Genomic DNA, 24,398 nt, shown 5'->3' with positions numbered 1-24,398 from the left:
ACCTTCACTGGGGAAAATAATAATGACGACAACACGGGGTCCACTGACCCGCTTCTTCCACTATTTGGAAGGCAGCCTACAGTTCAAAATTATGCTGCTCGTCCTCATGCCGCTGGTACTCTCTTCCAGCTGTCTTCTCCTTCTAGAGGGCATTGATCGCTACCGCAACAACCAAGTCCAGATCGAGCAGCAGCGTACCTTGCTCGTGGAAGCTCGCGAGCAGGGAGTCCGCAGCAGCGTTGAGCTCGCAAGCTCAATGATACGTGAACTTCAAGCGACAGAAGGCGATACACAGCGCGCTCAAGCGCAAGCGGTTCAGCTTCTGAATGGCATGCGGTTTGAAAATGATAACTACATTTTTGTCTATGAGATGGACGGCACCATGTTGGTACAGCCGGCCGTGCCAGAAAGTGTAGGGACAAACATGCTGGGCGCGCGTGATGCAAGCGGACGCGAAATGATTCGTGACATGGCCGTGTTGGCACAGCAAGGCGGTGGCTTCTACCAGTATGACTGGCCGCACCCCGTGACGGGCAACGCCGAGCCCAAATACTCCTATGCCGAAGCCGTTGATGAGTGGGGCTGGGTGATTGGCGCAGGCGTTTATGTGACGGATATCGATGCGACGATGGAAGCCATCGAAGCAGCCGCGACGGCAGATCTCAAAATGGCTTTTATGCGGCTTTGGGTTATTGCCACGTTTATCAACCTTGCGATTACCGCTTTGGCTATCTGGTTGGCGCGGCGCACAGTTAAGCGGATTCGCCATACCTCACACCACATCCAAGCCGTTGCTGCGGAAGTGGCTTCTGGCCGTGGCGATCTTACGCAGCGTCTGCAGGTAACTAGTCGTGACGAAGTTGGCGAACTAGCCGAGGATTTCAACAGCTTTCTGGCGCACATCCAGTCCATGCTGAGCGACGTTAGAAGCAGCGCCCTAACGGTGTATCAAGCGGCGGATAATATCGCCCAGGGCAGTGAAGAATTAGCAACGCGCACCGACCAGGCCGCGGCAAGCTTGCAGCAAACCTCGTCAGCCATGGAAGAGATCACGTCAACCGTTGAGCATAATGCGGAGCACGCTCAAACCGCTGACCGCATGGTGCAAGAGAGCGCGAGCGTGGTCACCCAAGGGCAAACGGCGATGGAGGATGTCGAGCGGACGATGGCCGATATCAAGGCCTCCTCTGGGCAAATCAGTGAAATTGTCACGCTCATAGACTCGATCGCTTTTCAGACCAATATTCTGGCACTTAATGCATCGGTAGAGGCTGCCCGCGCGGGTGAGCACGGGCGAGGATTTGCGGTGGTTGCCCAGGAGGTAAGGAAGCTGGCTCAGCGCTCTGCAGAGGCCGCCCAGGAAATTAAAACGCTAATAGCCACCTCGGTGGAGCACTCACAGAAAGGGAGTCAAATCGTTCAACGGGCGGGTAACACAATGCGAGAGATTCTAGGCAGCGTGCACCAGGTGGCTCAGGTTATCACTGATATTAGTGCGGGCTCTAAAGAGCAGAGTGTGGGGGTGAGCGAAGTGAATACGGCGGTAGTTCAGCTCGACGGTATGACCCAGCAAAACGCCGCACTGGTGGAGGAGAGTACCGCCACCGCCAGCCGCATGCGCCAGCAGGCCGAGCAGCTTAATCGCCTGATAAGCGGTTTTATATTAGGCGACGCCGTGCCAACGGTAGACCAGCTTTCAAAACATGGCTCCTCTTCACCTAAGGCGTTAGCGGGCACCGTACAAAAAAGGGATGGGGTGCTGGCGACTGACGACTTCTAGCCGCGCAGTGCACTGGTAGCTCGAAAGGTATGTTTAAAAGGAAACGCCCTTAACACTATGCTTAAGGGCGTTTTTACTTATGGGTCAATACGCTGGTTAACCCTGTTGCTTGTTAACGATGGTGCTTGTTAACCATGTTGCGATATTTTTTCAGGCAGCAGCCCTTTGGGCGCGAAGCGCAGCACCAACGTAATCAGCATACCAATGACCAGCACCCGCGCTTGAAGTGCTCGGCTATCCATATTGCTGGGCGCCTCCCAGCCAAAGGCACCCTCGCCAAATGCGACGGCTAGCTGCATTAAAAACAGCGCTAACGGTTCTGACATAATCCAAATAATGTAGACCGCGACCGCACCAAAGATGGTGCCCAGGTTATTGCCAGGGCCGCCCAGAATCACCATCACCAACACCAGAAAGGTATGATTCAGGGGCAGATAGCCCTGCGGGTCGAACAGGCTGTTAAACGTGCCCAGCATGCCGCCCCCTAAGCCCATCAAAATGCAGCCCAGTACGAAAATCTCCAGGCGACGCTTGTTGATATCTTTACCCATGGCCGCAGAGGAGACTTCGTTATCGCGAATCGCACGAATCATCCGCCCCCAAGGGGCGTGGTAAGCGCGGTGCAGCAGAAAGAAGATCACCGCAATCACCACCGCCGTCACCGATAGGTAGATGGCTCTAGAGAGGGTAAACCCCAACTCGGCGGGGCCAGGGGTTGGCCAGGGCAGCGGGGAGACGGTGGCGGTACCCCGAGTGAGCCAGTCGGAGTTTTTCAAAAATGCCTTAATGATCTCGGCAATGCCGAGCGTCGCGATGGCGAGATAGTCGCTGCGTAGCCCAAGGCACACATGGCCAATCAAGTAGCCAACGCCACCGGCCAACGCGCCGCCGACAATCCAGCCCACCCAGGCAGGTAAGCCAAAGCCGCCTACAAAGCCCGCCTGGGACTGAATTTGGCTGGTCACATCGCGCAGCAAACTAATCACCACCAGATAAAGCACGACCGCCAGCACCACCGCGATGACCGTGCGCAATTTCTTTGGCACGCCCAGGCGGTCAAGTTTGGTGGCCCCCATGACCAACAGCGTCGCTGCGATGCCATAGAGCAGCACTTGGCCCAGCTCGCCCGGCAGCTCCGTGCCCCAAAAGGCATCATTTACCGGCACGCTAAACAGCATGGCGCAGAAGCCACCGAGGGCCACAAAGCCCATCACCCCGGCGTTAAACTGCCCGGCGTAACCCCACTGAATCGTCAGGCCCAAGGCCAGAATGGCGTAACAGGCGGCCTCTACCAGCATACGGGTGCTGTAGGCGGCGCCCATTAGGGCGTAGACCGCCAGCACGGCAGCAAACAGCGCGCCAAACAGCACCAGCTCGCGGAGCGGGAAGCGGCGCTGCGGGGTGGCGTCTTGCGGTGTGTAGGTCGGGTTGCGATTATTCGTTGGTTGGCTCATTAGATCACCTTGCCTTTAAACAGGCCGGTCGGGCGCCACACCAGGATGGCCACCAGAATAAAGAATGGCACTACAATCTTATATTCAGTGCCCACAAAGGCGAGGTTGCTAGGCAGCTCAAGCCATGCTGGGAAGCTGTCGCGGAAAGGTCGCAGCAGCACGTTCCAGTTAAATACCGCCAGGGTTTCGGCAAAGCCCACCACAAACCCTCCGGCAATCGCGCCATACGGGTGGCCGACGCCACCGACAATCGCTGCAGCGAAAATCGGCAGCAGCAGGAAGAAGCTCAAGTCTGGCTTGAAGGTGACGTCTAGGGAGAGCAAGGTGCCTGCAATGGCCGCCAGGCCGCCCGCAATTACCCAGGTAACGGCCACAATGGTGTTCGTGTTAATCCCTGACGCTTGCGCCAGTTCAGGGTTATCCGACATGGCGCGCATTGCTTTGCCTAACCGAGAACGGTTAAGGAACAGATGGAGCGCAACAACCGCTACCAGGGTGATCACAAACAGGTAAATCTGCGGTTCGGTAATCACGATAGGTGCCCTAACACCCTCAAAAGGCACTGCTATACGGAAGATCTCTTTGCGGTCGTCGACGTAGAGACTCTGCCCCCCGGTGCCGGAAAATAGCCGGATAAGCCCTTGAAGCATCAGTGTGACGCCCAGCGAGCCAATCACCATCACAATAGGCTTTACGCCGTGGGCGCGCAGCGGCTTGTAGAACGCCTTATCGATACCCACTGCCAGTAGAGCGGTGAGCAGCATAGCGAGCGGTAGCATAATCAGCGCTGTGGGTACGCCGATGCTAGCACCTGCCGCCGGGAAGGCAGTGGTGAGCAGCAACACCATAAAGGCCCCGAACGTCATCATGTCAGCATGAGCAAAGTGGGCAAAGCGCATGATGCTAAAAATCAGCGTGACGCCAATCGCACCAATGGCATAAATCGAGCCGGTAACGCTGCCCGCAATCACCACGTTATTAATAAAAAAGACCAGTTCGTTCACGTGCTTCTCCCCCGGGCTAGCCGCCCAAAAAGCTTTTGGCGACATCAGGGTCAGCAAGCAGCGCCGCCCCGGTATCCGTAAAGCGGTTCTGGCCCGCTGCCAGCACAAAACCTTTATCGGCAATGGCCAAGGCCTGCTTGGCGTTCTGCTCGACCATTAAAATGCCCACGCCTGCGGCGTTGATCTTCTTCACGCGATCAAAAATCTCATTCATATACAGCGGTGAAAGGCCTGCGGTTGGCTCATCCAGCAGTAGCAGGCTAGGTTCCGCCATTAAGGCACGCCCCATGGCGACCATTTGGCGCTGCCCACCGGAGAGCTCGCCAGCAGGCTGATGGCGCTTCTCCACTAGCGGAGGGAAGAAGTCGTAGACCTGCTCCAGCATACGCTTAACGTTCTGCGGCTTTAGGTAGGCGCCCATTTCCAGGTTCTCTTTGACGGAAAGGCTGGGAAAGACGTTTTTTTCCTGGGGCACAAAGCCCATGCCGCGCTCCACCAGCTGGTTGGGGGGCAGGTTGTGGATCGGCTGACCGTTGAGCAGAATCTCGCCCTGGTTCACATTGAGCAATCCAAACACCGCTTTCAGCATGGTGGACTTGCCCGCACCGTTGGGGCCGACAATAACGCCGACCTCGTCGGCATACAGCGTCATATTGACCCCGTTTAAAATATTCATGCTGCCATAGCCGCCGTGCACGTCGCGTGCGTCAAGCAGTGGCTGGGGGGATGCAGGTGTGGATGGCATAAAGGTGTCTCAGCAAACGTTGTGCTAGGTTGGTAGCCGCAACGATATTATTTTAGCCCCTAGGGATAGCCATTTTTGGCTACCCTAGGCCGCTGTTGTTGATTATATAGTTGCTTACTAAGCGGCATCTGAGCCGAAGTAGGCTTCAATGACCGCTGGGTTATTCTGTATCTCTTCAATATGGCCTTCGACCATCACGCTGCCCTGGGCAAGCACAATTACCGGGTCGCAGAGTCGCGAGATCATGTCCATATCATGCTCAATCACTAAGAAGGTGTAACCCATCTCGCGGTTGAGCCGCTCGATATTTCCCATTAAATCGCCGAGCAAGGTGCGGTTTACCCCAGCGGCAATTTCATCAAGTAGAACGACCTTGGCATCGGTCATCATGGTGCGGCCAAGCTCAAGCAGCTTTTTCTGGCCGCCAGAAAGGTTGCCCGCCAGTTCGTTGCGCACGTGGTGAAGGCCCACAAAGTCAATCACTTCAAGCGCGCGGCGGCGCACCTCGGCCTCTTGCTGGCGCACAAGGCCTGGCTTAAACCACGTATTGAACAGGCTTTCACCCGCTTGCTGAGGCGGCACCATCATCAAATTTTCCAGCGCACTCATTTGGCTGAATTCGTGGGCAATTTGAAAGGTGCGCAGCAGGCCTTTATGAAAGCGCTGGTCGGCACTGAGCGAGGTGATGTCTTCACCATCCAGCAGAATAGCGCCGCTGTCAGGCGTCAAGGCGCCAGCGATGAGGTTAAACAGGGTCGATTTACCCGCACCGTTAGGGCCGATCATGCCGGTAATAGAGCCTTTCTCAACGCGTATAGAGCAATCGTTGATGACGTGTAGCCCACCGAACGCTTTATTAACGTGTTGTACTTCGATAAGCGGTTTCATGGTGACCTCGCGGAGCAGGCGGCTTTGAGGCCGCCTGCGTTATTCGCATGATGTTAGGAGGTGGATTTACCCAGGCGTTGGCTAAGAGCAAATGCACCTACAATGATGAGCGCCCCCAGCGTGGGAATGACATAGCCGTCCACGTAAGGAATGGTCCGTAGGAAAACGAACGACACGGCGGCCGGGCCAACAAAGCGCACTAAAAAACGCCAGGTTTTGAACCACGTTTGGTTAGTGCCCAGCTCTTTCTTGACTTCGCTTTGGGTGAGCGCCCAGCCAGCAAAAAGCGCAATCATCAGGCCGCCCAGTGGCATAAAGATATTGGTGAGTAGCTCAATAAAGTCAAACGCGCTGCGCCCGAACAGGGTGTGGAAAAGAGTGCCTTCCGCCCACACGTTAAAGCTCACCACCGTCAGCAGGCCCATTGCCCAGGCGGCAACGACCATAATGGTCACCGCTTGCGGGCGGGTCATATCAAAACGCTCGACCAAAAAGGCAGCGACTGGCTCAATCAGTGAGATCGACGAGCTGATCGCCGCACCCAGTACCAGAATAAAGAACACGCCCCCCACTAAGGCACCAAACGGCATGTCGGCAAATGCCAGTGGCAGGGTGACAAACATCAGCCCAGGGCCTTGGCTGGTTTCCAGGCCTGCGCCAAATACCAGCGAGAAGATCGCCAGGCCAGCTACCATCGCAACGGCGGTATCCACAAACGCAACCGCAATGGCGGTGCGGGTTAGCGAGGCGTCACTCGACATGTAAGCGCCATACGCCATGATGGCGCCCATGCCCATGCCCAGGCTCAGCGTAAAGAACGATTGGCCCATGGCCTGCAACCAGCCTTCAAGACTGAGATCGCCGATATTAAAGGTAAACAAGAAGCTGGCAGCAGCGCCCACATCACCGTTAATGATGCCGTAAATGAGTACCAGGATGAGGATGGCAAACAGTGCGGGCATCATGATACGTAGGCCTGACTCAATGCCTTTGTGAATACCCATCGCGACAATCAGAGCCGAGGCGGCAATAAACAGCGTGTGGTAGAGCGTCATTAACCCTGGAGAGGCCAGCAGCGCGTTAAAGCCGTCGCCGATGGTCTGTGCATCCGCACCTACTAACTCGCCTGTCAGCATCAGCCAGGTGTAGTGCAGTGCCCAACCCGCGATGACTGAATAAAAGCTTAAAATCAGGAAGGCGGAAGCCGCCCCTAACCAGCCGATTGACTCCCAGGCGCGAGAGGTTTTATGAGTTTTAGTCAGGTGACGCATACCCATAATCGGGCTTTGGCGGCTGGTGCGTCCGAGCATGGTTTCGGCAATTAAAATGGGGATGCCGACAGCAAAAATCGTTAAGGCGTAGACCAAGATAAATGCCCCGCCGCCGTTTTCGCCGGTAAGGTAGGGAAACCGCCATAGGTTGCCAAGGCCGACGGCAGAACCGACTGCCGCCAATAAAAAGGTGCCTTTGTGAGTCCAGACGTTGTGACCGCTCATGTGGAGAAGTGCCCATGTGCTGGTGCTTGGGTAGACGTCATAAGCCAAACACCTGTATGAATTGAGGGGTGCAGGTGGGCCGAGGCCGCGCTGCAGTTAGCGCTACTTTGCGATAGAACGCACGCGCTTTCCAGCCCGCTAGCGTTTAGGTTGCGTTAATGGAGCCGCTTGGCGGGCGATGTGGAGGAAGGGTGGGAATAATTTAGGGAGTATTGGTGTAAAAAGCAGAAAACCCGCACTAGGGCGGGTTTCTGGTATTGTGAGGAAAGCGTGTGTATTAAGCCTGTTTCTTGCTACTACGCTTACGCTCATTTTCAGTCAGGTGCTTCTTACGCAGACGGATGTGCGTCGGCGTGACTTCTACCAGCTCATCGGAATCGAGGAATTCAATGGCCTGCTCAAGGGTGAACTTGATCGGCGGCGTCAGTACGATGTTTTCATCGTTACCCGTTGAGCGCATGTTATCGAGCTTTTTGCCCTTGGTCGGGTTAACCACCATGTCGTTGGCACGGTTGTTAATACCGATCAGCATGCCTTCGTACACTTCAGTCGCGTGATCGATGATCAGCTTGCCGCGCTCTTGAAGGGCGTAGAGAGCGTAGGCCAGCGCTTTACCGCCTACCATTGAGACTAAGACGCCGTTACGACGCTCGATAGAGGCGTCCGGCTTCAGCGGGCCGTAATGATCAAAGCGGCTGGTCAGGATGCCGGTGCCGGAGGTCAGTGTCAGGAACTGGCCGCGGAAGCCGATTAAGCCACGCGCAGGAATGATGAAGTCCAAACGAACGCGGCCTTTACCATCCGGGTTCATGTTGGTCATCTCGCCTTTACGATAGCCAAGCTCCTCCATGATAGCGCCCTGGTGCTGCTCTTCACAGTCGATGATGACTTCTTCGTAAGGCTCTTGCTTCACGCCGTCAATCTCTTTGATGATGACTTCCGGGCGGCCAACGGCCAGCTCGAAGCCTTCACGGCGCATGGTTTCGATGAGTACCGACAGATGCAGTTCGCCACGGCCAGAGACTTTAAACTTCTCCGGGGTGTCGCCCTGCTCAACGCGCAGTGCCACGTTGTGGATAAGCTCTTGATCGAGGCGATCTTTAATATTACGGCTGGTGACAAATTTGCCTTCTTTACCCGCAAACGGCGAATCGTTGACCTGAAACGTCATCGAAACGGTCGGTTCGTCGACAGATAGCGGCGGCAGCGCTTCAACGGTGCTTGGGTCACATAGCGTGTCGGAAATCGACAGATCTTCGATGCCGGTTACACAGACGATATCACCTGCAGTCGCCTCGGTGGTTTGTACCCGCTCAAGGCCCATGTGGGTCATGACCTGACCAATTTTGCCCTTACGAGTAGTGCCGTCAACGCTGATGACTGAAATCTGCTGGTTAGGCTTCACCGAACCACGCTTGATGCGCCCAAGGCCGATAACGCCAACGTAGCTGTTGTAATCCAGGGCAGAAATCTGCATCTGGAACGGGCCATCAATCTCAACTGCGGGCGGCTCAACGATATCCACAATCGCCTGGAACATCGGGTCCATGTTGTCAGCCAGCGCCTCCGGGTCCATACCGGCAATACCGTTCAGCGCCGAGCAGTAGATGATCGGGAAGTCGAGCTGTTCATCGGTGGCGCCTAGGTTGTCAAACAGATCAAAAATCTGGTCAATAACCCAATCCGGGCGTGCGCCGGGACGGTCAATCTTGTTGACGACAACAATCGGCTTGAGGCCCTGGGAAAACGCCTTCTGGGTCACAAAACGGGTTTGCGGCATTGGGCCGTCGACCGCGTCCACCAGCAGCAACACCGAATCCACCATGGACATAACGCGCTCAACTTCACCACCGAAGTCGGCGTGCCCAGGGGTATCCACGATGTTGATGTGGTAATCCTTGCCACTACCATCCTGCCACTGAATAGCGGTGTTTTTGGCCAGGATGGTAATACCGCGCTCCTTTTCCTGGTCATTAGAGTCCATGACGCGCTCTTGGCCTTCGGCCTTACGGTCGAGCGTGCCAGACTGGCTTAACAGTTTGTCAACCAAGGTAGTTTTACCGTGGTCAACGTGGGCGATGATGGCAATGTTGCGAAGATTCTCGATCACGACGCGATCCTGCTAGAAAAATAGGGCGGCATTATAGGGTCTGGGCATGGTCCACTACCAGCGCTGTCTTAAATAAAGCATCAAGTCAATAACCTAAACGCGGCAGTTTTCGCCTTTGACATGCATCCGTTAAGATAGGCGTTTTCCCAGTTGGGGCAAGCACATGACCATCGGTAACCTGATGCGTTTGTTAAGCGATGGCGAGGTTCATTCCGGTGAACAATTAGGTGAAGCGTTAGGCGTTTCCCGAGCCGCCGTATGGAAACAGCTAAAAAAATTAGACGCACTGGGCGTGGAGCTTGTGGCGGTGAAGGGTCGAGGCTATCGCCTTGCTCATTCGCTTGAGCCTCTTGATGGAGCAAACATTGTTGAGCGTTTGCCTGCAAATGCACGGCATTTACTAACCAGGCTATTCATTGAAGATCAGCTGCCGTCCAGCAATGAGTATGTGCGCGAGCGGTTTGCTCAGGGGGCCGGGCATGGCGAGGTATGTTTTGCGGAGCTGCAAACCGCCGGGCGTGGCCGCCGTGGGCGCGTATGGTCCACGCCGTGGGGGCAAAGCTTGATGCTGTCGCTTGGCTGGCGTTTTGATTCTGGCATAAACGCTTTGGAAGGATTGAGCCTTGCGGTGGGCGTCGTGGTGGCGCAAGTGTTGGAGCAGTATGGCGTTTCGCCAAAATTAAAATGGCCCAACGATATTTTACTGGCTGAGAACAACGATGAGTTGGGTAAGCTGGCCGGTATTCTTATCGAAGTCACCGGGGATGCGGCAGGCCCTTGTGAGGTAGTTATTGGTATGGGTATGAACCTATCGCTACCGGATAGTCTGCGTGCCACCATTGATCAGCCGGTTGCTGCGCTGTTTGATATGAAAGCGGGCCTTTCGCGAAATCAGTTAGCCGCTGATATGGTGTCTGGTTTACTGGATATGCTGGCAGGTTTCGAAAATGAGGGATTTGCCCCTTGGCGAGACGCATGGAATCGCCGTCATGCTTATGCAGGGCTGCCGATCCGCATTATTCAGGGTGAGCGATCAAGTGATGCAGTTGCTGGAGAGGTAGATGAGAGTGGTAATCTTTGGGTTACCGAAAATGATCACTCGCGACGCCTGTCGGGCGGTGAGATCAGTGTACGCAGGCGCCTATGATTTTGGATTTGGATATCGGCAATACGCTATCGAAATGGCGGTTAAAAGATGCCGAAAGTAGTGAGATACGTTCACGAGGTGCGGTGTGGACGCGAGAGGAGTGGCGGCCAGGGGCGGATATTCCAGATCTTGACGTCGTCGAGGCGGTGCGTATTTCCAGCGTTGCGCGGGCGGCCGTACTGGAGGAAACCGTTGCCTTGCTGCGGCGCCAAGTGCGGCAGGTGTACGTGGCGCGCTCTACGACTGAAGCCCTAGGTGTGGTTAATGGCTATGACGAGCCTGGACGTTTGGGGGTGGACCGTTGGATGGGCGCGCTAGCAGGGTATCAGCTAGCAGGCGGCTGTTGTGCAGTGGATTGTGGAAGTGCGATTACGATTGATTTTGTATTGCCGGGTGGTCTTCACTTAGGCGGATTTATTGTGCCAGGGTTACGTTTGATGAAAGAGAGCCTGAAATTAGGCACTCGCAACGTCGCCATTGACCCCGAAAGTGAAGCGGATGCGTTATTGGAGCCGGGTCGCCGTACGGTGGATGCGGTTAACCACGGGATCTATATGGCAGCCGTTAGTGCCATTAATCGTATTTACAGCGAAGTGTGTGATCAGCAAGGCATTGCATTGCCGGTACTGCTGACGGGTGGCGATGCGCGGGTGATTTCTCGCGGTGTTCAGGTGCCCCACGCAGTCTGGCCAGATATGGTGTACGGTGGCTTAGAGGCTAGTTTTCCGCTGACTTTTGCGGAGCGTGCTGGGAAAATGTCAGGCGCGCCAGGGGTGCCTGAGCCGGCTTCCTTAGAAAAAATTCGCGCAGGCCTTGCATTCTCCATGCTGCTTTGACAGAATGCAGCGCGTTCCAGAGCAGAACTTGCGCACAAGGTGTGCAGAGCAAAGCTGCAAGTCTTGATAAATAAAGAAATTGCTTGCTTGACACTGCTTTGGAGGTTGGCATAATGTGCCGCCACAGCTGGAGAGGTTCCCGAGTGGCCAAAGGGAGCAGACTGTAAATCTGCCGCGAAAGCTTCGAAGGTTCGAATCCTTCCCTCTCCACCAGATTTATCAATCGTTGAGTTGCTCGGCGATTGGGAATGAAAAGCCGGTAAGCGGGTGTAGCTATTGTGTCTCGTGCAGCGGATTGTCATTCTAAAGGCAAGTTCGGCGGGCGTAGTTCAATGGTAGAACCTCAGCCTTCCAAGCTGATGGTGCGGGTTCGATTCCCGCCGCCCGCTCCAGTTTGATGTGTTTTGGCTCATGTAGCTCAGGGGTAGAGCACACCCTTGGTAAGGGTGAGGTCGACGGTTCAATTCCGTCCATGAGCTCCATATTGCGAAGAAAGCGAGCGAAGCTCGCTTTTTTTGTCTTTGCCTTCTGTGTTGTGCAGAAGGTGGGAAGTAGGGGTTGTCAGGCGGTATGTTCTCCGCTACTATGACGCCCGCTATTGCGTAGGCGATTGTTTGCGCATATGACGATACAGGCCAGTAGCTCAATTGGCAGAGCAGCGGTCTCCAAAACCGCAGGTTGGGGGTTCGATTCCCTCCTGGCCTGCCAACCTTCCCCAGGTTGGTATGTCTTTTCAAGAATTCCTTTGTCGCTCGCTGCACCCTTGGGAGTCTCGTTTTTATGAAGCCTAGTTCTTTAAAACATGGCGCAGAGGTGCAACAGTCGCGTCATGACGGGCTCAAGTGGGCAGCGGTTGTGGCGCTACTTGTCGTTGCCGTCGTTGGTAATACCTATTTTGCTGATATTGGCCTTCTCTACCGCGTCTTAGGTGTGGTGGTGCTTTGTGTGGTTGCGGGTTTGATTGCGCTGACTACAACAAAGGGTCGTGATTTGGTAGAGCTTGCCGTAAGCGCCAAGAAAGAGATTCAGCGCGTTGTATGGCCAACCCGTCCTGAAACCGTTCAGACTACCGCTATTGTGCTGGTCGCGGTGCTAGTGGTCGGGTTGATGCTGTGGTTGATCGATACTCTTCTTGGCTGGGCAATGTCCGGCGTCATTGGTTAGGAGCATTCATGTCCAAACGTTGGTACGTCGTCCACGCCTATTCCGGCTTTGAGAAGCATGTCATGCGTTCGCTGATTGAGCGCGTGAAGATGTATGGCATGGAAGATCGCTTTGGTGAAATCTTAGTGCCGACGGAAGAAGTGGTTGAAGTTCGCGACGGAAAGCGCCGCAAGAGTGAGCGCAAGTTTTATCCCGGCTATGTGCTGGTCGAAATGGAGATGGCAGACGAAACGTGGCATCTCGTTAACGAAACGCCTCGTGTGATGGGGTTCATTGGTGGAACGAAAGAGAAGCCAGCTGCTATCACTACCCGCGAAGCTGAAGCAATCCTTCGTCGCGTGAAAGACGGCACTGATAAGCCGCGGCCTAAAACAATGTTTGAGCCGGGTCAGTCGGTTCGCGTTATCGACGGGCCTTTTGCCGACTTCAATGGGGTTGTTGAAGAGGTAAATTACGACAAGAGCCGTCTGCAGGTCAGCGTACTAATCTTCGGGCGTGCAACGCCTGTTGAGCTTGAGTTCTCACAGGTAGAGAAAGAGTAAACCGAATTAAGTGGCGGGATGGTATGCACTGCACGCCATCCCTGCATTATGTGAAGCGGCCAATCGCTGCTTTATAAGTACCGGGGAGCCGAGAGGCGCTACTACCCAACTGGAGTATTTACCATGGCCAAGAAAGTACAGGCTTATATCAAACTGCAGGTTGCTGCAGGTAAAGCCAATCCGAGTCCGCCCGTAGGCCCCGCACTGGGCCAGCACGGCGTGAATATCATGGAATTCTGTAAGGCGTTTAACGCAGCGACTCAAGAAATTGAGCCGGGCCTGCCGACGCCTGTCGTGATCACTGTTTATTCTGACCGCAGCTTCACGTTCGTCACCAAGACGCCGCCTGCTGCCGTACTGCTGAAAAAAGCAGCGGGCATCAAGTCAGGTTCTGGTGAGCCGAACAAGAAGAAGGTCGGCACCGTGACCCGCGAGCAGCTTGAAGAGATCGCCAAGACCAAAGAGCCGGATATGACGGCTGCTAATCTCGATGCCGCGGTGCGCACCATTGCTGGTAGCGCTCGTAGCATGGGCTTAAACGTGGAGGGTCTCTGATCATGGCTAAATTGTCTAAGCGCGCGAAAGTTATTCGCGAGAAAGTAGACACGAACAAAGCATACTCTCTGGAAGAAGCTGTTGCGCTGCTTTCTGAGCTGTCGACTGTTAAGTTCAAAGAGTCTCTCGATGTTGCGATCAACCTTGGCGTTGACCCGCGTAAATCTGACCAAGTTGTACGTGGCGCCACCGTTATGCCTAACGGTACTGGCAAAGACGTACGCGTAGCGGTCTTCACCCAGGGTGCAAACGCCGACGCTGCTAAAGAAGCAGGCGCTGACATCGTGGGTATGGAAGAGCTGGCTGAGCAAGTCAAGAAAGGCGTGATGGACTTTGACGTCGTTATCGCTTCTCCGGATGCGATGCGCGTTGTGGGTCAGCTGGGCCAGATCCTGGGTCCGCGCGGCCTGATGCCGAACCCGAAAGTTGGCACCGTAACGCCTGACGTGGCGACGGCGGTTAAAAATGCCAAAGCAGGTCAGGTGCGTTTCCGTACCGACAAAAACGGCATTATCCACACCACGCTGGGTAAGGTTGATTTTGAGGCAACCGCCGTTCAGGGCAACCTGGAAGCGTTAGTTGCTGACCTTAAGAGGCTCAAGCCGAGTTCCTCTAAAGGCATTTACTTCAAGAAAGTTACCCTGTCCACTACCATGGGCCCGGGTTTGACCATCGACCACTCTGCGCTGGTATAAGCGAGTCGTTGATAGGTTTTGGTAGTAATCGGTTTGAGTAAGAGTCGAGCAAAAACTTTGCGGTCCCCCGTTTAGGTTTAAGCCCAACGGGGCATCGTCAAAGACCGCAGGTGCCGCGCAGTTGTTTAGCGCGGCTTAATTGCCTTAACAGCGCCTGCGCAGATGGTGTGGCCGCCAGTGGGTTAACGCTTTTTAGCTAACCGCTTTCTGGTGTGCACCATCCCCTAAGGCTTCCAAGCTAAGCAACTAGTAGCCTGGAAGAGATGGTAACCACCGGAGCCTGTTGTGGGTTCCGGCACGAAGGAGTGATCACTGTGCCACTAGCACTTGAAGGCAAGAAAGCGATTGTTGCCGAGGTCAGTGAGTCGGCCAAAGGCGCACTCTCCGTCGTAGTTGCCGATTCTCGCGGCGTAACGGTCGGTAAAATGACCGATCTGCGTAAGCAAGCGCGTGAGAATGGCGTCCAGATTCGTGTTGTTCGTAACACGCTGGCACGCCGCGCCCTCGAAGGTACTCAGTGGGAGTGTCTGAACGAGAGCTTTGTTGGTCCTACTCTGCTGGCTTTCTCTACTGAGCATCCGGGCGCTGCTGCCCGTCTGTTCAAAGAGTTCGCAAAGCAAGATCAGAACTTCGAAGTGAAGGCGTTGGCCTACGAAGGTGAGCTGATTCCGGCTGCTGACATCGACCGTCTGGCAACCCTGCCGACTTACGACGAAGCAATTGCTAAGTTGATGTCGGTAATGAAAGAAGCTTCCGCTGGCAAGCTGGTTCGTACTCTGGCCGCCCTGCGCGACCAGAAACAAGAAGAAGCTGCATAAGCAGATCTTTTTGTCGGCAGCATAATGTTGCTCGAATCAAGCAATGAACCCCGAGCGCTCGGTAGACCGAGCCTCCCGCAAAGTTAGGAATGAAACAATGGCACTGACCAAAGACGATATCATCAATGCTGTAGCCGACATGTCCGTAATGGAAGTTGTCGAGCTGATCGAAGCGATGGAAGAGAAATTCGGCGTTTCTGCAGCGGCAGCCGTTATGGCTGGCCCGGCTGGCGGCGGCGAAGCAGCTGCTGAAGAGCAGACTGAGTTTGACCTGGTTCTGACCTCTGCTGGTGACAAGAAAGTTAACGTCATCAAAGCGGTTCGCGAAATCACCGGTCTTGGCCTGAAAGAAGCCAAGGGTGCCGTTGACGGCGCGCCAGCGACCATCAAAGAAGCAATGTCTAAAGAAGACGCTGAAGCAGCTAAGACTAAGCTGGAAGAAGCGGGCGCAAGCGTCGAGCTCAAGTAATTCTTGTGCGGACGGCTTTACGCGCTGCGTAAGCTTCCACGGCTGGCGGCGGGATATCCCGCTGTCGGCCTTTTTCTGTTGTAATGTACTGCTCGCGCAGTGCAGCACTAACAGAAACGCTGCGAAATAGCAGCGAACACAGTAAGACCGTTGTTGTGAAGCGTAAGTTGTGAAGCGCGAGTGATGGTAAGCGTAAGCGATAGCGAAGCGTGAACAGCACTACTGTAACACTGTTATCTATCAAGATTTTTGACGGCGAGCTACCGATTTAGGAGCTTGCTGTCTGCGTCTGAAACGCCCGCGGGGCAGATGACCACGCATCGGTCACCCATGGTGAACAAGCTGGGGAATACAGATGGCTTACTCATATACTGAGAAAAAACGCATCCGCAAGGATTTCGGCAAACTGCCCCAAGTGATGGATGTGCCTTACTTGCTGGCCATCCAGCTTGATTCCTACTACGACTTTCTCCAGCAGGATCGTTCGCCTGACGAGCGTCACGAAATCGGCCTGCACGCGGCGTTTAAGTCCGTGTTCCCGATTGAAAGTTTCTCCGGTAATGCGGCGCTGGAATATGTCAGCTACCGTTTTGGTACGCCGGCGTTCGATGTGAAGGAGTGTCAGCTGCGTGGCGTGACCTATTCCGCTCCGCTGCGCGTCAAGGTTCGCTTGATCATTTATGATCGCGACTCCTCGAACAAGGCAATCAAGGATATTAAAGAGCAGGAAGTCTACATGGGGGAAATCCCCCTGATGACCGAGAACGGTACCTTTGTTATCAATGGTACTGAGCGGGTTATCGTTTCCCAGCTCCACCGTTCGCCCGGTGTGTTCTTCGATCATGACAAAGGCAAGAGCCACTCCTCTGGTAAGTTGCTCTATTCTGCACGGGTTATTCCTTACCGTGGCTCCTGGTTAGACTTCGAGTTCGACCCCAAAGACAACGTCTTTGTACGTATTGACCGTCGCCGCAAACTGCCGGCCTCGGTACTGATGCGTGCGTTGGGAATGAGCACCGAAGAGATCCTTAGCGAGTTCTTTGAAACCAGCGTCTTCCATATCGAGAAAACTGGCTTCTTTGTAGAGCTGGTACCTTCACGCCTGCGCGGTGAAACCGCGACCTTTGACATCAAAGATGGCGAAGGCGAAGTTATTGTTGAAGAGGGGCGTCGGATTACCCAGAAGCATATTCGTCAGCTTGAAAAAGCTGGCCTTGAGCGTCTGGAAGTGCCGATGGAGTACCTGTTCGGTAAAACGCTGGCAAAAGATCAGATTGACACCAAAACCGGCGAATTGATCTGCCCGTGTAACACCGAGATCACTCCGGAAGTCCTTGAGCGTATGGCGCAGGGCGGTATCACTGATATCGAAACGCTCTATACCAATGATCTGGACTGCGGTTCGTTTATTTCCGATACGCTAAAGCTGGATGCAACAAACTCCGCGCTTGAAGCCTTGGTGGAAATTTACCGCATGATGCGTCCTGGTGAGCCGCCTACTAAAGAGGCTGCTGAGACGCTGTTCAACAATTTATTCTTCAGTGAAGATCGCTACGACTTATCGGGCGTTGGCCGGATGAAGTTCAACCGTCGTCTGCGTCGGGACACCGACACAGGCTCTGGCGTTCTGGATCGCAAAGACATTCTGGATGTGCTGCGCGAGCTGATCAATATTCGTAACGGCTTCGGCGACGTGGACGATATCGATCACCTGGGTAACCGTCGTATTCGCTGCGTAGGCGAAATGGCGGAAAACCAGTTCCGCGTTGGTTTGGTGCGCGTTGAGCGCGCAGTGAAAGAGCGTCTTTCCATGGCGGAAAGCGAAGGCCTGATGCCCCAAGACTTAATCAACGCCAAGCCGGTTGCGGCGGCGGTGAAAGAGTTCTTCGGTTCCAGCCAGCTTTCACAGTTTATGGATCAGAACAACCCGCTTTCCGAGGTGACCCACAAGCGTCGTGTTTCTGCACTCGGCCCGGGTGGTTTGACCCGTGAGCGTGCTGGCTTCGAAGTACGTGACGTACACGCCACGCACTATGGCCGTCTGTGCCCGATCGAAACGCCGGAAGGTCCGAACATCGGTCTGATCAACTCACTGGCAACGTACAGTCACACCAACAGCTACGGCTTCCTAGAAACGCCTTACCGTAAGGTGAATGCGGGCCAGGTGACAGACGATATCGTGCACCTGTCAGCGATCGAAGAGGGCGACTTTGTTATCGCCCAGGCATCTGCTGCGGTCGATGAGTCTAACAAGCTAAGCGATGACTTGGTGCAGGTACGCCACCGTGGTGAAACGACCTTTATGCGTCCTGAGCAAGTGACGCTAATGGACGTGTCGCCACGTCAGGTAGTCTCGGTAGCGGCCGCGTTGATTCCGTTCCTAGAGCACGATGATGCTAACCGCGCCTTGATGGGTGCGAACATGCAGCGTCAGGCGGTTCCCACCTTGCGTGCTGATAAGCCGCTAGTGGGTACCGGTATGGAGCGCTTCGTTGCCCGCGACTCCGGCGTTTGTGCCGTCGCGACGCGCGGCGGTGTAATCGACTCCGTTGATGCGCGTCGTGTCGTTGTTCGGGTTCATGAAGATGAAATCATCGGCGGTGAAGCCGGTGTTGATATCTACAACCTGACCAAATACACCCGCTCTAACCAGAACACCTGTATGAACCAGCGCCCCATCGTGCGCCCTGGTGACAACGTAGCCCGCGGCGATATTCTTGCCGATGGTCCGTCTGTTGATATGGGTGACTTGGCCCTTGGCCAGAACATGCGCATCGCGTTCATGCCCTGGAACGGCTACAACTTCGAGGACTCCATCCTGCTGTCAGAGCGGGTTGTTCAAGAAGACCGTTTCACCACGATTCACATTCAGGAACTGACCTGTGTGTCTCGCGACACCAAGCTAGGCCCGGAAGAGATTACGTCTGATATTCCCAACGTCGGTGAATCCGCGCTGGGTAAATTGGACGAGGCGGGCGTTGTTTACATCGGTGCTGAAGTAGGCCCCGGCGACATTCTGGTGGGTAAGGTAACGCCCAAAGGCGAAACCCAGCTGACACCAGAAGAGAAGCTGCTGCGTGCCATCTTCGGTGAGAAAGCGTCTGACGTTAAAGATACTTCCCTGCGTGCCCCGACGGGCATGAAAGGTACGGTTATCGACGTTCAGGTGTTTACTCGTGACGGCGTTGAGAAAGACTCCCGTGCTTTGGCCATCGAGCAGATGCAGCTGGATGAGGTGCGTAAGGATCTGCAAGAAACGTATCGTATTGCAGAAGACGCTACCTTTGAGCGCCTCAAGCGTACGCTGGAAGGCCAGACAGTCAACGGCGGCCCGAACCTTAAGAAAGGCGACCTGCTGGACGAGGATTACCTCGACGAGCTGCCGCGTCAGCAGTGGTTCAAACTGCGCATGCAGGATGAAGCCTACAACGAACTGCTGGCCCAGGCCGATGAGCAGCTCGAGAACCGTCGTAAAGAGATGGACGAGCGCTTTGAAGATAAGAAGCGCAAGCTAACCCAGGGCGACGATCTCGCGCCGGGCGTGCTGAAAATCGTCAAAGTCTACATGGCGGTGAAGCGTCGCATTCAGCCCGGTGACAAGATGGCCGGTCGTCACGGTAACAAAGGTGTTATCTCCGCGATTATGCCTATCGAAGACATGCCGTTTGATGAGAAGGGCGAGCCGGTTGATGTGGTGCTAAACCCGCTGGGCGTACCATCGCGTATGAACGTCGGTCAGATCCTGGAAACCCACCTGGGCATGGCGGCACGTGGTTTAGGCATGAAGATTGAAGCGATGCTGCGCGATGCGCGCGGCCAGCAGGTGGCTGAGATCCGTGACTTCCTGGGCCAGATTTACAATACGCCGGGTAGCCGTGTTGAGGATATTGATTCGCTTAGCGATGATGAAGTCATTGCGCTGGCGAAAAACCTCAAGGGTGGTGTGCCGATGGCCACGCCTGTGTTTGACGGTGCTAAAGAGCACGAAATCAAACACTTGCTGAAGCTTGCGGACATTCCCGAGTCGGGCCAAATGGCACTGTATGATGGCCGTACGGGCGATGCGTTTGACCGCCCCGTCACCGTTGGCTACATGTACATGCTGAAGCTCAACCACTTGGTAGACGATAAGATGCACGCGCGTTCTACCGGCTCTTACTCGCTGGTAACTCAGCAGCCCTTGGGTGGTAAGGCGCAGTTCGGTGGTCAGCGCTTCGGTGAGATGGAAGTGTGGGCGCTAGAAGCCTACGGTGCAGCCTATACGCTGCAAGAGATGCTCACTGTCAAATCGGATGACGTTGAAGGCCGCACCAAGATGTATAAAAACATCGTGGATGGCGACCACACCATGCAGGCAGGCATGCCGGAATCCTTCAACGTACTCGTGAAGGAAATCCGCTCGCTGGGCATCGATATCGAGTTAGAGAGCTAGGAGCCGTTCCATGAAAGATTTGGTGAAAGTACTCAAATCGCAATCTCAGTCCGAAGAGTTTGACGCGATCAAGATTACCCTGGCGTCGCCGGACATGATTCGCTCCTGGTCATTTGGCGAGGTGAAGAAGCCCGAGACCATCAACTACCGTACCTTTAAGCCGGAACGGGATGGTCTGTTCTGCGCCAAGATTTTTGGCCCGGTTAAAGACTACGAGTGCTTATGCGGCAAATATAAGCGCATGAAGCACCGGGGTATCATCTGTGAGAAGTGTGGCGTTGAAGTCACCAAGGCCGCTGTGCGCCGCGAGCGCATGGGCCATATTGAGCTGGCATCGCCCGTCGCTCACATTTGGTTTTTGAAATCGCTGCCGTCGCGTATCGGTATGTTCCTCGATATGACCCTGCGTGATATCGAGCGCGTGCTCTACTTCGAAAGCTTTGTGGTTATCGACCCAGGCATGACCACGCTGGAGCGTGGTCAGCTGTTGAACGACGAGCAGTACTTCGAAGCACTGGAAGAGTTCGGCGATGACTTCGACGCCCGTATGGGTGCTGAAGCCGTTCAAGAACTGCTGAAAGACATTGATCTGGAAGAAGAGATTAACCACCTGCGTGAAGAAATTCCGCAGACCAACTCTGAAACCAAGATCAAGAAGCTTTCTAAGCGCCTGAAGCTGCTGGAAGCGTTCTACCACTCCGGCAATGCGCCGGCGTGGATGGTCATGGAAGTGCTGCCCGTGCTGCCGCCGGATCTTCGTCCGCTGGTACCGCTAGACGGTGGCCGTTTCGCGACCTCTGACCTGAACGACCTTTACCGTCGTGTGATCAACCGTAACAACCGTCTGAAGCGTCTGCTGGACCTCAATGCGCCGGATATCATCGTGCGCAACGAGAAGCGTATGCTGCAGGAGGCGGTCGATGCGCTGCTGGATAACGGCCGCCGTGGCCGTGCTATTACCGGCTCTAACAAGCGCCCGCTGAAATCGCTTGCCGATATGATTAAAGGTAAGCAGGGTCGTTTCCGTCAGAACCTGTTGGGTAAGCGCGTAGACTACTCAGGCCGTTCGGTGATTACCGTTGGTCCGACTCTGCGCCTGCACCAGTGTGGTCTGCCGAAGAAAATGGCGCTTGAACTGTTCAAGCCGTTCATCTACTCCAAGCTGCAGTCGCTGGGCCATGCGTCCACGATCAAAGCCGCGAAGAAGATGGTTGAGCGCGAACTGCCGGAAGTGTGGGACATCCTGGCGGACGTTATCCGCGAACACCCGGTACTTCTTAACCGTGCACCGACGCTGCACCGTTTGGGCATCCAGGCGTTTGAGCCGCTGTTGATCGAAGGTAAAGCGATTCAGCTGCACCCGCTGGTTTGTGCGGCCTACAACGCCGACTTTGACGGCGACCAGATGGCGGTACACGTGCCGCTGACGCTGGAAGCACAGCTTGAAGCCCGTGCGCTAATGATGGCGACCAACAACGTGCTGTCGCCTGCCAACGGTGAGCCGATCATCGTGCCGTCGCAAGACGTTGTTTTGGGTCTGTACTACATGACCCGCGAAAAGATCAACGCTAAAGGCGAAGGCATGGTGTTCTCTGACCTCAATGAGGTAGAGCGCGCGTTTGGTACGCAATCTGTGTCGCTGCACGCTCGCGTCAAAGTGCGTCTAGACGAAATTGATATCGAAGAAGAAACCGGTGCGCGCAGCTTCCATCGCCGTATTTACGATACGACGGTTGGCCGTGCGCTACTGTTCCGCATCCTTCCGGAAGGCGTGCCGTTTGAGCTGATCGATCAGCCAATGAAGAAGAAGGCGATCTCCAGCCTGATCAACGAGGTTTATCGTCGTGCAGGCCTGAAGCCGACCGTCATCTTCGCTGACCAGCTGATGTACACCGGTTTCCGCCTAGCAACGTGGTCGGGTGCCTCGATCGGTGTCAACGACTTCGTTATCCCCGATGCCAAAACCGAAATTGTTGACGCAGCAGAAGCAGAAGTTAAAGAGATCGAAGACCAGTTCTCTTCTGGCCTGGTAACGGCAGGTGAGAAATACAACAAGGTTATCGATATCTGGTCGAAGGCCAACGATAAAGTGGCTAAAGCGATGATGGTCGGTATCTCGAAAGAGACGGTTATCGATCGTGAAGGCAACGAAGTTGAGCAAGACTCCTTCAATAGCGTCTTCATCATGGCCGACTCTGGTGCCCGTGGCTCTGCTGCCCAGATTCGCCAGCTGGCGGGTATGCGTGGTTTGATGGCTAAACCGGATGGCTCGATCATCGAAACGCCGATCGTTGCTAACTTCCGTGAAGGTCTAAACGTACTCCAGTACTTCATCTCGACCCACGGTGCGCGTAAAGGTCTGGCAGATACGGCCCTTAAAACGGCTAACTCCGGTTACCTAACTCGTCGTTTGGTTGACGTGGCACAGGACTTGGTCATCACCGAGACCGACTGTGGCACCGAAAAAGGCTTAACGCTGCATCCGATTATCGAGGGTGGTGACATCATCGTGCCGCTGTCCCAGCGCGTGTTGGGTCGTGTGGTCGCCATTGATGTTGTGGATCCCCGTAATGATGACATTTTGATTCCGCGCGGTACGCTGCTGGATGAGAAATGGTGTGCCGAGCTGGACACCATGGGCGTCGACGAAATTATCGTTCGCTCAACCATTACCTGTGAAACCGCCCATGGCGTGTGTTCCTCCTGCTACGGCCGCGACCTAGCACGTGGCCACCAGGTGAATATCGGTGAGTCGGTCGGCGTTATCGCTGCCCAGTCCATCGGTGAGCCGGGTACCCAGCTGACCATGCGTACGTTCCACATCGGTGGCGCGGCATCGCGTTCATCTGCGGTTGATAGCGTTCAGGTGAAGCACGGCGGTAAAGTACGTCTGCACAACATCAAGCACGTAGAGCGTGCCGATGGCAAGCTGGTGGTGGTGTCTCGTTCAAGCGCCTTGGCCGTCGCCGATGACCACGGCCGTGAGCGTGAGTACTACAAGCTGCCTTACGGTGCAGAGCTCTCCGTGCGCGACGGCGACGTCGTTGATGCTGGTGCGATAGTGGCAAAATGGGACCCGCACACTCACCCGGTTATTGCCGAGGTGGAAGGTAAAGCGCAGTTCATTGATCTTGACGAAGGTGTCACCATGCACCGCACCGTCGATGAGATGACCGGCCTTTCATCTATCGAGGTTATTGAAGCCGCAGCACGCCCAATGGCGGGACGTGATAAGCGTCCCATGGTAATGCTCAAGGACGCGGCGGGCGAGTATGTCTCTGTGTCCGGTTCCAATACGCCGGTACAGTACCTGCTGCCGGGTAACTCGATTATCTCTGTCGACGATGGTGCGACCATTGGCGTGGGTGAGGTGGTTGCGCGTATTCCCGTAGAGGCATCGGCTAATAAAGATATTACCGGTGGTCTGCCGCGTGTTGCCGACTTGTTTGAGGCGCGTAAGCCAAAAGAGTCGTCTATCTTGGCAGAAATCAGCGGTGTGGTGAGCTTTGGTAAAGAGACCAAAGGCAAGCGCCGTTTGACGATTACGCCGGAATCTGGCGATCCGTTCGAAGCGTTGATCCCGAAATGGCGTCAAATTGCCGTTTTCGAAGGGGAAGCGGTTGAGAAGGGTGAGGTGATTTCCGATGGCCCAAGCAACCCGCACGATATCCTGCGTCTGCTGGGTGTGGCGGAGCTGGCCAAATACATCACTGCCGAAGTACAAGACGTCTATCGTCTACAGGGTGTAGGCATCAACGATAAGCACATTGAAGTTATCGTGCGTCAGATGTTGCGTAAGGTAGAAATCACGGATTCCGGTGACTCTGACTTCATCACCGGCGATCAAGCTGAGTTAGTGCGTGTGCTTGAGCAGAATGCACGGCTTGAAAAAGAAGATAAATTCCCCGCCAAGTATCAACGCTTGCTGCTGGGTATCACTAAGGCCAGCTTGGCCACTGAATCGTTCATTTCGGCGGCGTCGTTCCAGGAAACGACACGCGTACTGACTGAGGCAGCGGTGACCGGCAAGCGCGACTATCTGCGCGGCCTGAAAGAAAACGTGGTGGTTGGGCGTCTGATTCCGGCAGGTACCGGCCTGACTCACCACGCAGAGCGTCGTCGCAAACGCGAAGACGTAGAGCGTCTGTTCAACCCCTCGGCTACCGAGGTAGAGCAGGAGCTTGGTGCTCAGTTGACGGCCCTTGATTCAGACGACGATCTGTAATCACCGGTAGGCAACGAGTTAAAACGAGTGGCTGACCC

Annotated in this window: 17 protein-coding genes and 4 tRNA genes; 15 read left to right on the top strand and 6 right to left on the bottom strand. The window is 55.0% G+C overall.

What is annotated here, in order from left to right:
• Positions 1-22 precede the first annotated feature (22 nt).
• Positions 23-1,780, top strand: a complete 1,758-nt coding sequence (locus LOS15_RS13185) for a methyl-accepting chemotaxis protein (protein ID WP_263066398.1) — start codon at positions 23-25, stop codon at positions 1,778-1,780.
• A 128-nt stretch (positions 1,781-1,908) separates the two neighbouring features.
• Here the strand turns inward: LOS15_RS13185 and LOS15_RS13180 are convergent, their stop codons facing one another.
• The 6 genes from LOS15_RS13180 to typA form a co-directional block, all read right to left on the bottom strand.
• On the bottom strand, positions 1,909-3,234 hold the full coding sequence (locus tag LOS15_RS13180; protein ID WP_263066397.1) for a branched-chain amino acid ABC transporter permease: 1,326 nt from the start codon (positions 3,232-3,234) through the stop codon (positions 1,909-1,911).
• Positions 3,234-4,238, bottom strand: a complete 1,005-nt coding sequence (locus tag LOS15_RS13175) for a branched-chain amino acid ABC transporter permease (RefSeq protein ID WP_263066396.1) — start codon at positions 4,236-4,238, stop codon at positions 3,234-3,236. The genes LOS15_RS13180 and LOS15_RS13175 overlap by 1 nt, the downstream gene beginning before the upstream one ends.
• A gap of 16 nt (positions 4,239-4,254) precedes the next feature.
• Positions 4,255-4,983 carry an ABC transporter ATP-binding protein gene (locus LOS15_RS13170; protein WP_263066395.1) on the bottom strand — a complete coding sequence of 243 codons (729 nt, stop codon included), beginning with the start codon at positions 4,981-4,983 and terminating at the stop codon, positions 4,255-4,257.
• Positions 4,984-5,100: 117 nt separating this feature from the next.
• A complete protein-coding gene (locus LOS15_RS13165) occupies positions 5,101-5,871 on the bottom strand; it encodes an ABC transporter ATP-binding protein (RefSeq protein ID WP_263066394.1) in 771 nt (256 codons plus the stop codon).
• 53 nt (positions 5,872-5,924) lie between these two features.
• Complete coding sequence (locus LOS15_RS13160; protein ID WP_263066393.1) at positions 5,925-7,367, bottom strand: sodium-dependent transporter; 1,443 nt, start codon at positions 7,365-7,367, stop codon at positions 5,925-5,927.
• Between the two features lie 277 nt (positions 7,368-7,644).
• Positions 7,645-9,477 (bottom strand): translational GTPase TypA, encoded by a 1,833-nt coding sequence (gene typA / locus LOS15_RS13155; protein ID WP_263066392.1) that lies wholly within the window; start codon positions 9,475-9,477, stop codon positions 7,645-7,647.
• A gap of 163 nt (positions 9,478-9,640) precedes the next feature.
• Between typA and LOS15_RS13150 the strand changes: the two genes are divergently transcribed.
• The 14 genes from LOS15_RS13150 to rpoC all read left to right on the top strand — a co-directional run bounded on the left by LOS15_RS13150 (position 9,641) and on the right by rpoC (position 24,360).
• Positions 9,641-10,624 carry a biotin--[acetyl-CoA-carboxylase] ligase gene (locus LOS15_RS13150; RefSeq protein WP_263066391.1) on the top strand — a complete coding sequence of 328 codons (984 nt, stop codon included), beginning with the start codon at positions 9,641-9,643 and terminating at the stop codon, positions 10,622-10,624.
• On the top strand, positions 10,621-11,460 hold the full coding sequence (locus LOS15_RS13145; RefSeq protein WP_263066390.1) for a type III pantothenate kinase: 840 nt from the start codon (positions 10,621-10,623) through the stop codon (positions 11,458-11,460). Before LOS15_RS13150 ends, LOS15_RS13145 begins: the two co-directional genes overlap by 4 nt.
• 129 nt (positions 11,461-11,589) lie before the next feature.
• Positions 11,590-11,673: transfer RNA gene (locus LOS15_RS13140), tRNA-Tyr, on the top strand.
• A gap of 105 nt (positions 11,674-11,778) precedes the next feature.
• Positions 11,779-11,852: transfer RNA gene (locus LOS15_RS13135), tRNA-Gly, on the top strand.
• Positions 11,853-11,867: 15 nt separating this feature from the next.
• Positions 11,868-11,942, top strand: a tRNA-Thr gene (locus LOS15_RS13130).
• A gap of 150 nt (positions 11,943-12,092) precedes the next feature.
• Positions 12,093-12,168: transfer RNA gene (locus LOS15_RS13125), tRNA-Trp, on the top strand.
• A gap of 72 nt (positions 12,169-12,240) precedes the next feature.
• The gene (gene secE, locus LOS15_RS13120) at positions 12,241-12,624 is read left to right on the top strand and encodes a preprotein translocase subunit SecE (protein WP_263066389.1); all 384 of its coding nucleotides are present in this window, start codon (positions 12,241-12,243) and stop codon (positions 12,622-12,624) included.
• 8 nt (positions 12,625-12,632) lie between these two features.
• Positions 12,633-13,166 carry a transcription termination/antitermination protein NusG gene (gene nusG / locus LOS15_RS13115; RefSeq protein WP_263066388.1) on the top strand — a complete coding sequence of 178 codons (534 nt, stop codon included), beginning with the start codon at positions 12,633-12,635 and terminating at the stop codon, positions 13,164-13,166.
• A 123-nt stretch (positions 13,167-13,289) separates the two neighbouring features.
• A complete protein-coding gene (gene rplK / locus LOS15_RS13110) occupies positions 13,290-13,721 on the top strand; it encodes a 50S ribosomal protein L11 (RefSeq protein ID WP_263066387.1) in 432 nt (143 codons plus the stop codon).
• Positions 13,722-13,723: 2 nt separating this feature from the next.
• Positions 13,724-14,416 (top strand): 50S ribosomal protein L1, encoded by a 693-nt coding sequence (gene rplA / locus LOS15_RS13105; protein ID WP_263066386.1) that lies wholly within the window; start codon positions 13,724-13,726, stop codon positions 14,414-14,416.
• A gap of 314 nt (positions 14,417-14,730) precedes the next feature.
• A complete protein-coding gene (rplJ, locus tag LOS15_RS13100) occupies positions 14,731-15,234 on the top strand; it encodes a 50S ribosomal protein L10 (protein ID WP_263066385.1) in 504 nt (167 codons plus the stop codon).
• 97 nt (positions 15,235-15,331) lie between these two features.
• Positions 15,332-15,703, top strand: a complete 372-nt coding sequence (gene rplL, locus LOS15_RS13095; RefSeq protein WP_038480362.1) for a 50S ribosomal protein L7/L12 — start codon at positions 15,332-15,334, stop codon at positions 15,701-15,703.
• A 355-nt stretch (positions 15,704-16,058) separates the two neighbouring features.
• Positions 16,059-20,135, top strand: coding sequence for a DNA-directed RNA polymerase subunit beta (gene rpoB / locus LOS15_RS13090; RefSeq protein WP_263066384.1), 4,077 nt, complete (start codon positions 16,059-16,061; stop codon positions 20,133-20,135).
• 10 nt (positions 20,136-20,145) lie between these two features.
• A complete protein-coding gene (rpoC, locus tag LOS15_RS13085; protein ID WP_263066383.1) occupies positions 20,146-24,360 on the top strand; it encodes a DNA-directed RNA polymerase subunit beta' in 4,215 nt (1,404 codons plus the stop codon).
• The last annotated feature ends 38 nt before the right edge of the window (positions 24,361-24,398 follow it).

Origin of the sequence: Halomonas sp. 7T, from assembly GCF_025643255.1 — a bacterium.
Classification (GTDB): domain Bacteria; phylum Pseudomonadota; class Gammaproteobacteria; order Pseudomonadales; family Halomonadaceae; genus Vreelandella.
The sequence above is the reverse complement of the archived record's forward strand: the minus strand, read 5'-3'. Positions and strand labels throughout refer to the sequence as shown.

What these genes read in the sequence shown, in the direction of transcription:
- LOS15_RS13185 (WP_263066398.1), top strand. Translation starts at nt 23, where the DNA reads ATGACGACAACACGGGGTCCACTGACCCGCTTCTTCCACTATTTGGAA.
- LOS15_RS13180 (WP_263066397.1), bottom strand. Translation starts at nt 3,234, where the DNA reads ATGAGCCAACCAACGAATAATCGCAACCCGACCTACACACCGCAAGAC.
- LOS15_RS13170 (WP_263066395.1), bottom strand. Translation starts at nt 4,983, where the DNA reads ATGCCATCCACACCTGCATCCCCCCAGCCACTGCTTGACGCACGCGAC.
- LOS15_RS13165 (WP_263066394.1), bottom strand. Translation starts at nt 5,871, where the DNA reads ATGAAACCGCTTATCGAAGTACAACACGTTAATAAAGCGTTCGGTGGG.
- LOS15_RS13160 (WP_263066393.1), bottom strand. Translation starts at nt 7,367, where the DNA reads ATGAGCGGTCACAACGTCTGGACTCACAAAGGCACCTTTTTATTGGCG.
- LOS15_RS13150 (WP_263066391.1), top strand. Translation starts at nt 9,641, where the DNA reads ATGACCATCGGTAACCTGATGCGTTTGTTAAGCGATGGCGAGGTTCAT.
- LOS15_RS13145 (WP_263066390.1), top strand. Translation starts at nt 10,621, where the DNA reads ATGATTTTGGATTTGGATATCGGCAATACGCTATCGAAATGGCGGTTA.
- secE (WP_263066389.1), top strand. Translation starts at nt 12,241, where the DNA reads ATGAAGCCTAGTTCTTTAAAACATGGCGCAGAGGTGCAACAGTCGCGT.
- nusG (WP_263066388.1), top strand. Translation starts at nt 12,633, where the DNA reads ATGTCCAAACGTTGGTACGTCGTCCACGCCTATTCCGGCTTTGAGAAG.
- rplK (WP_263066387.1), top strand. Translation starts at nt 13,290, where the DNA reads ATGGCCAAGAAAGTACAGGCTTATATCAAACTGCAGGTTGCTGCAGGT.
- rplA (WP_263066386.1), top strand. Translation starts at nt 13,724, where the DNA reads ATGGCTAAATTGTCTAAGCGCGCGAAAGTTATTCGCGAGAAAGTAGAC.
- rplL (WP_038480362.1), top strand. Translation starts at nt 15,332, where the DNA reads ATGGCACTGACCAAAGACGATATCATCAATGCTGTAGCCGACATGTCC.
- rpoB (WP_263066384.1), top strand. Translation starts at nt 16,059, where the DNA reads ATGGCTTACTCATATACTGAGAAAAAACGCATCCGCAAGGATTTCGGC.
- rpoC (WP_263066383.1), top strand. Translation starts at nt 20,146, where the DNA reads ATGAAAGATTTGGTGAAAGTACTCAAATCGCAATCTCAGTCCGAAGAG.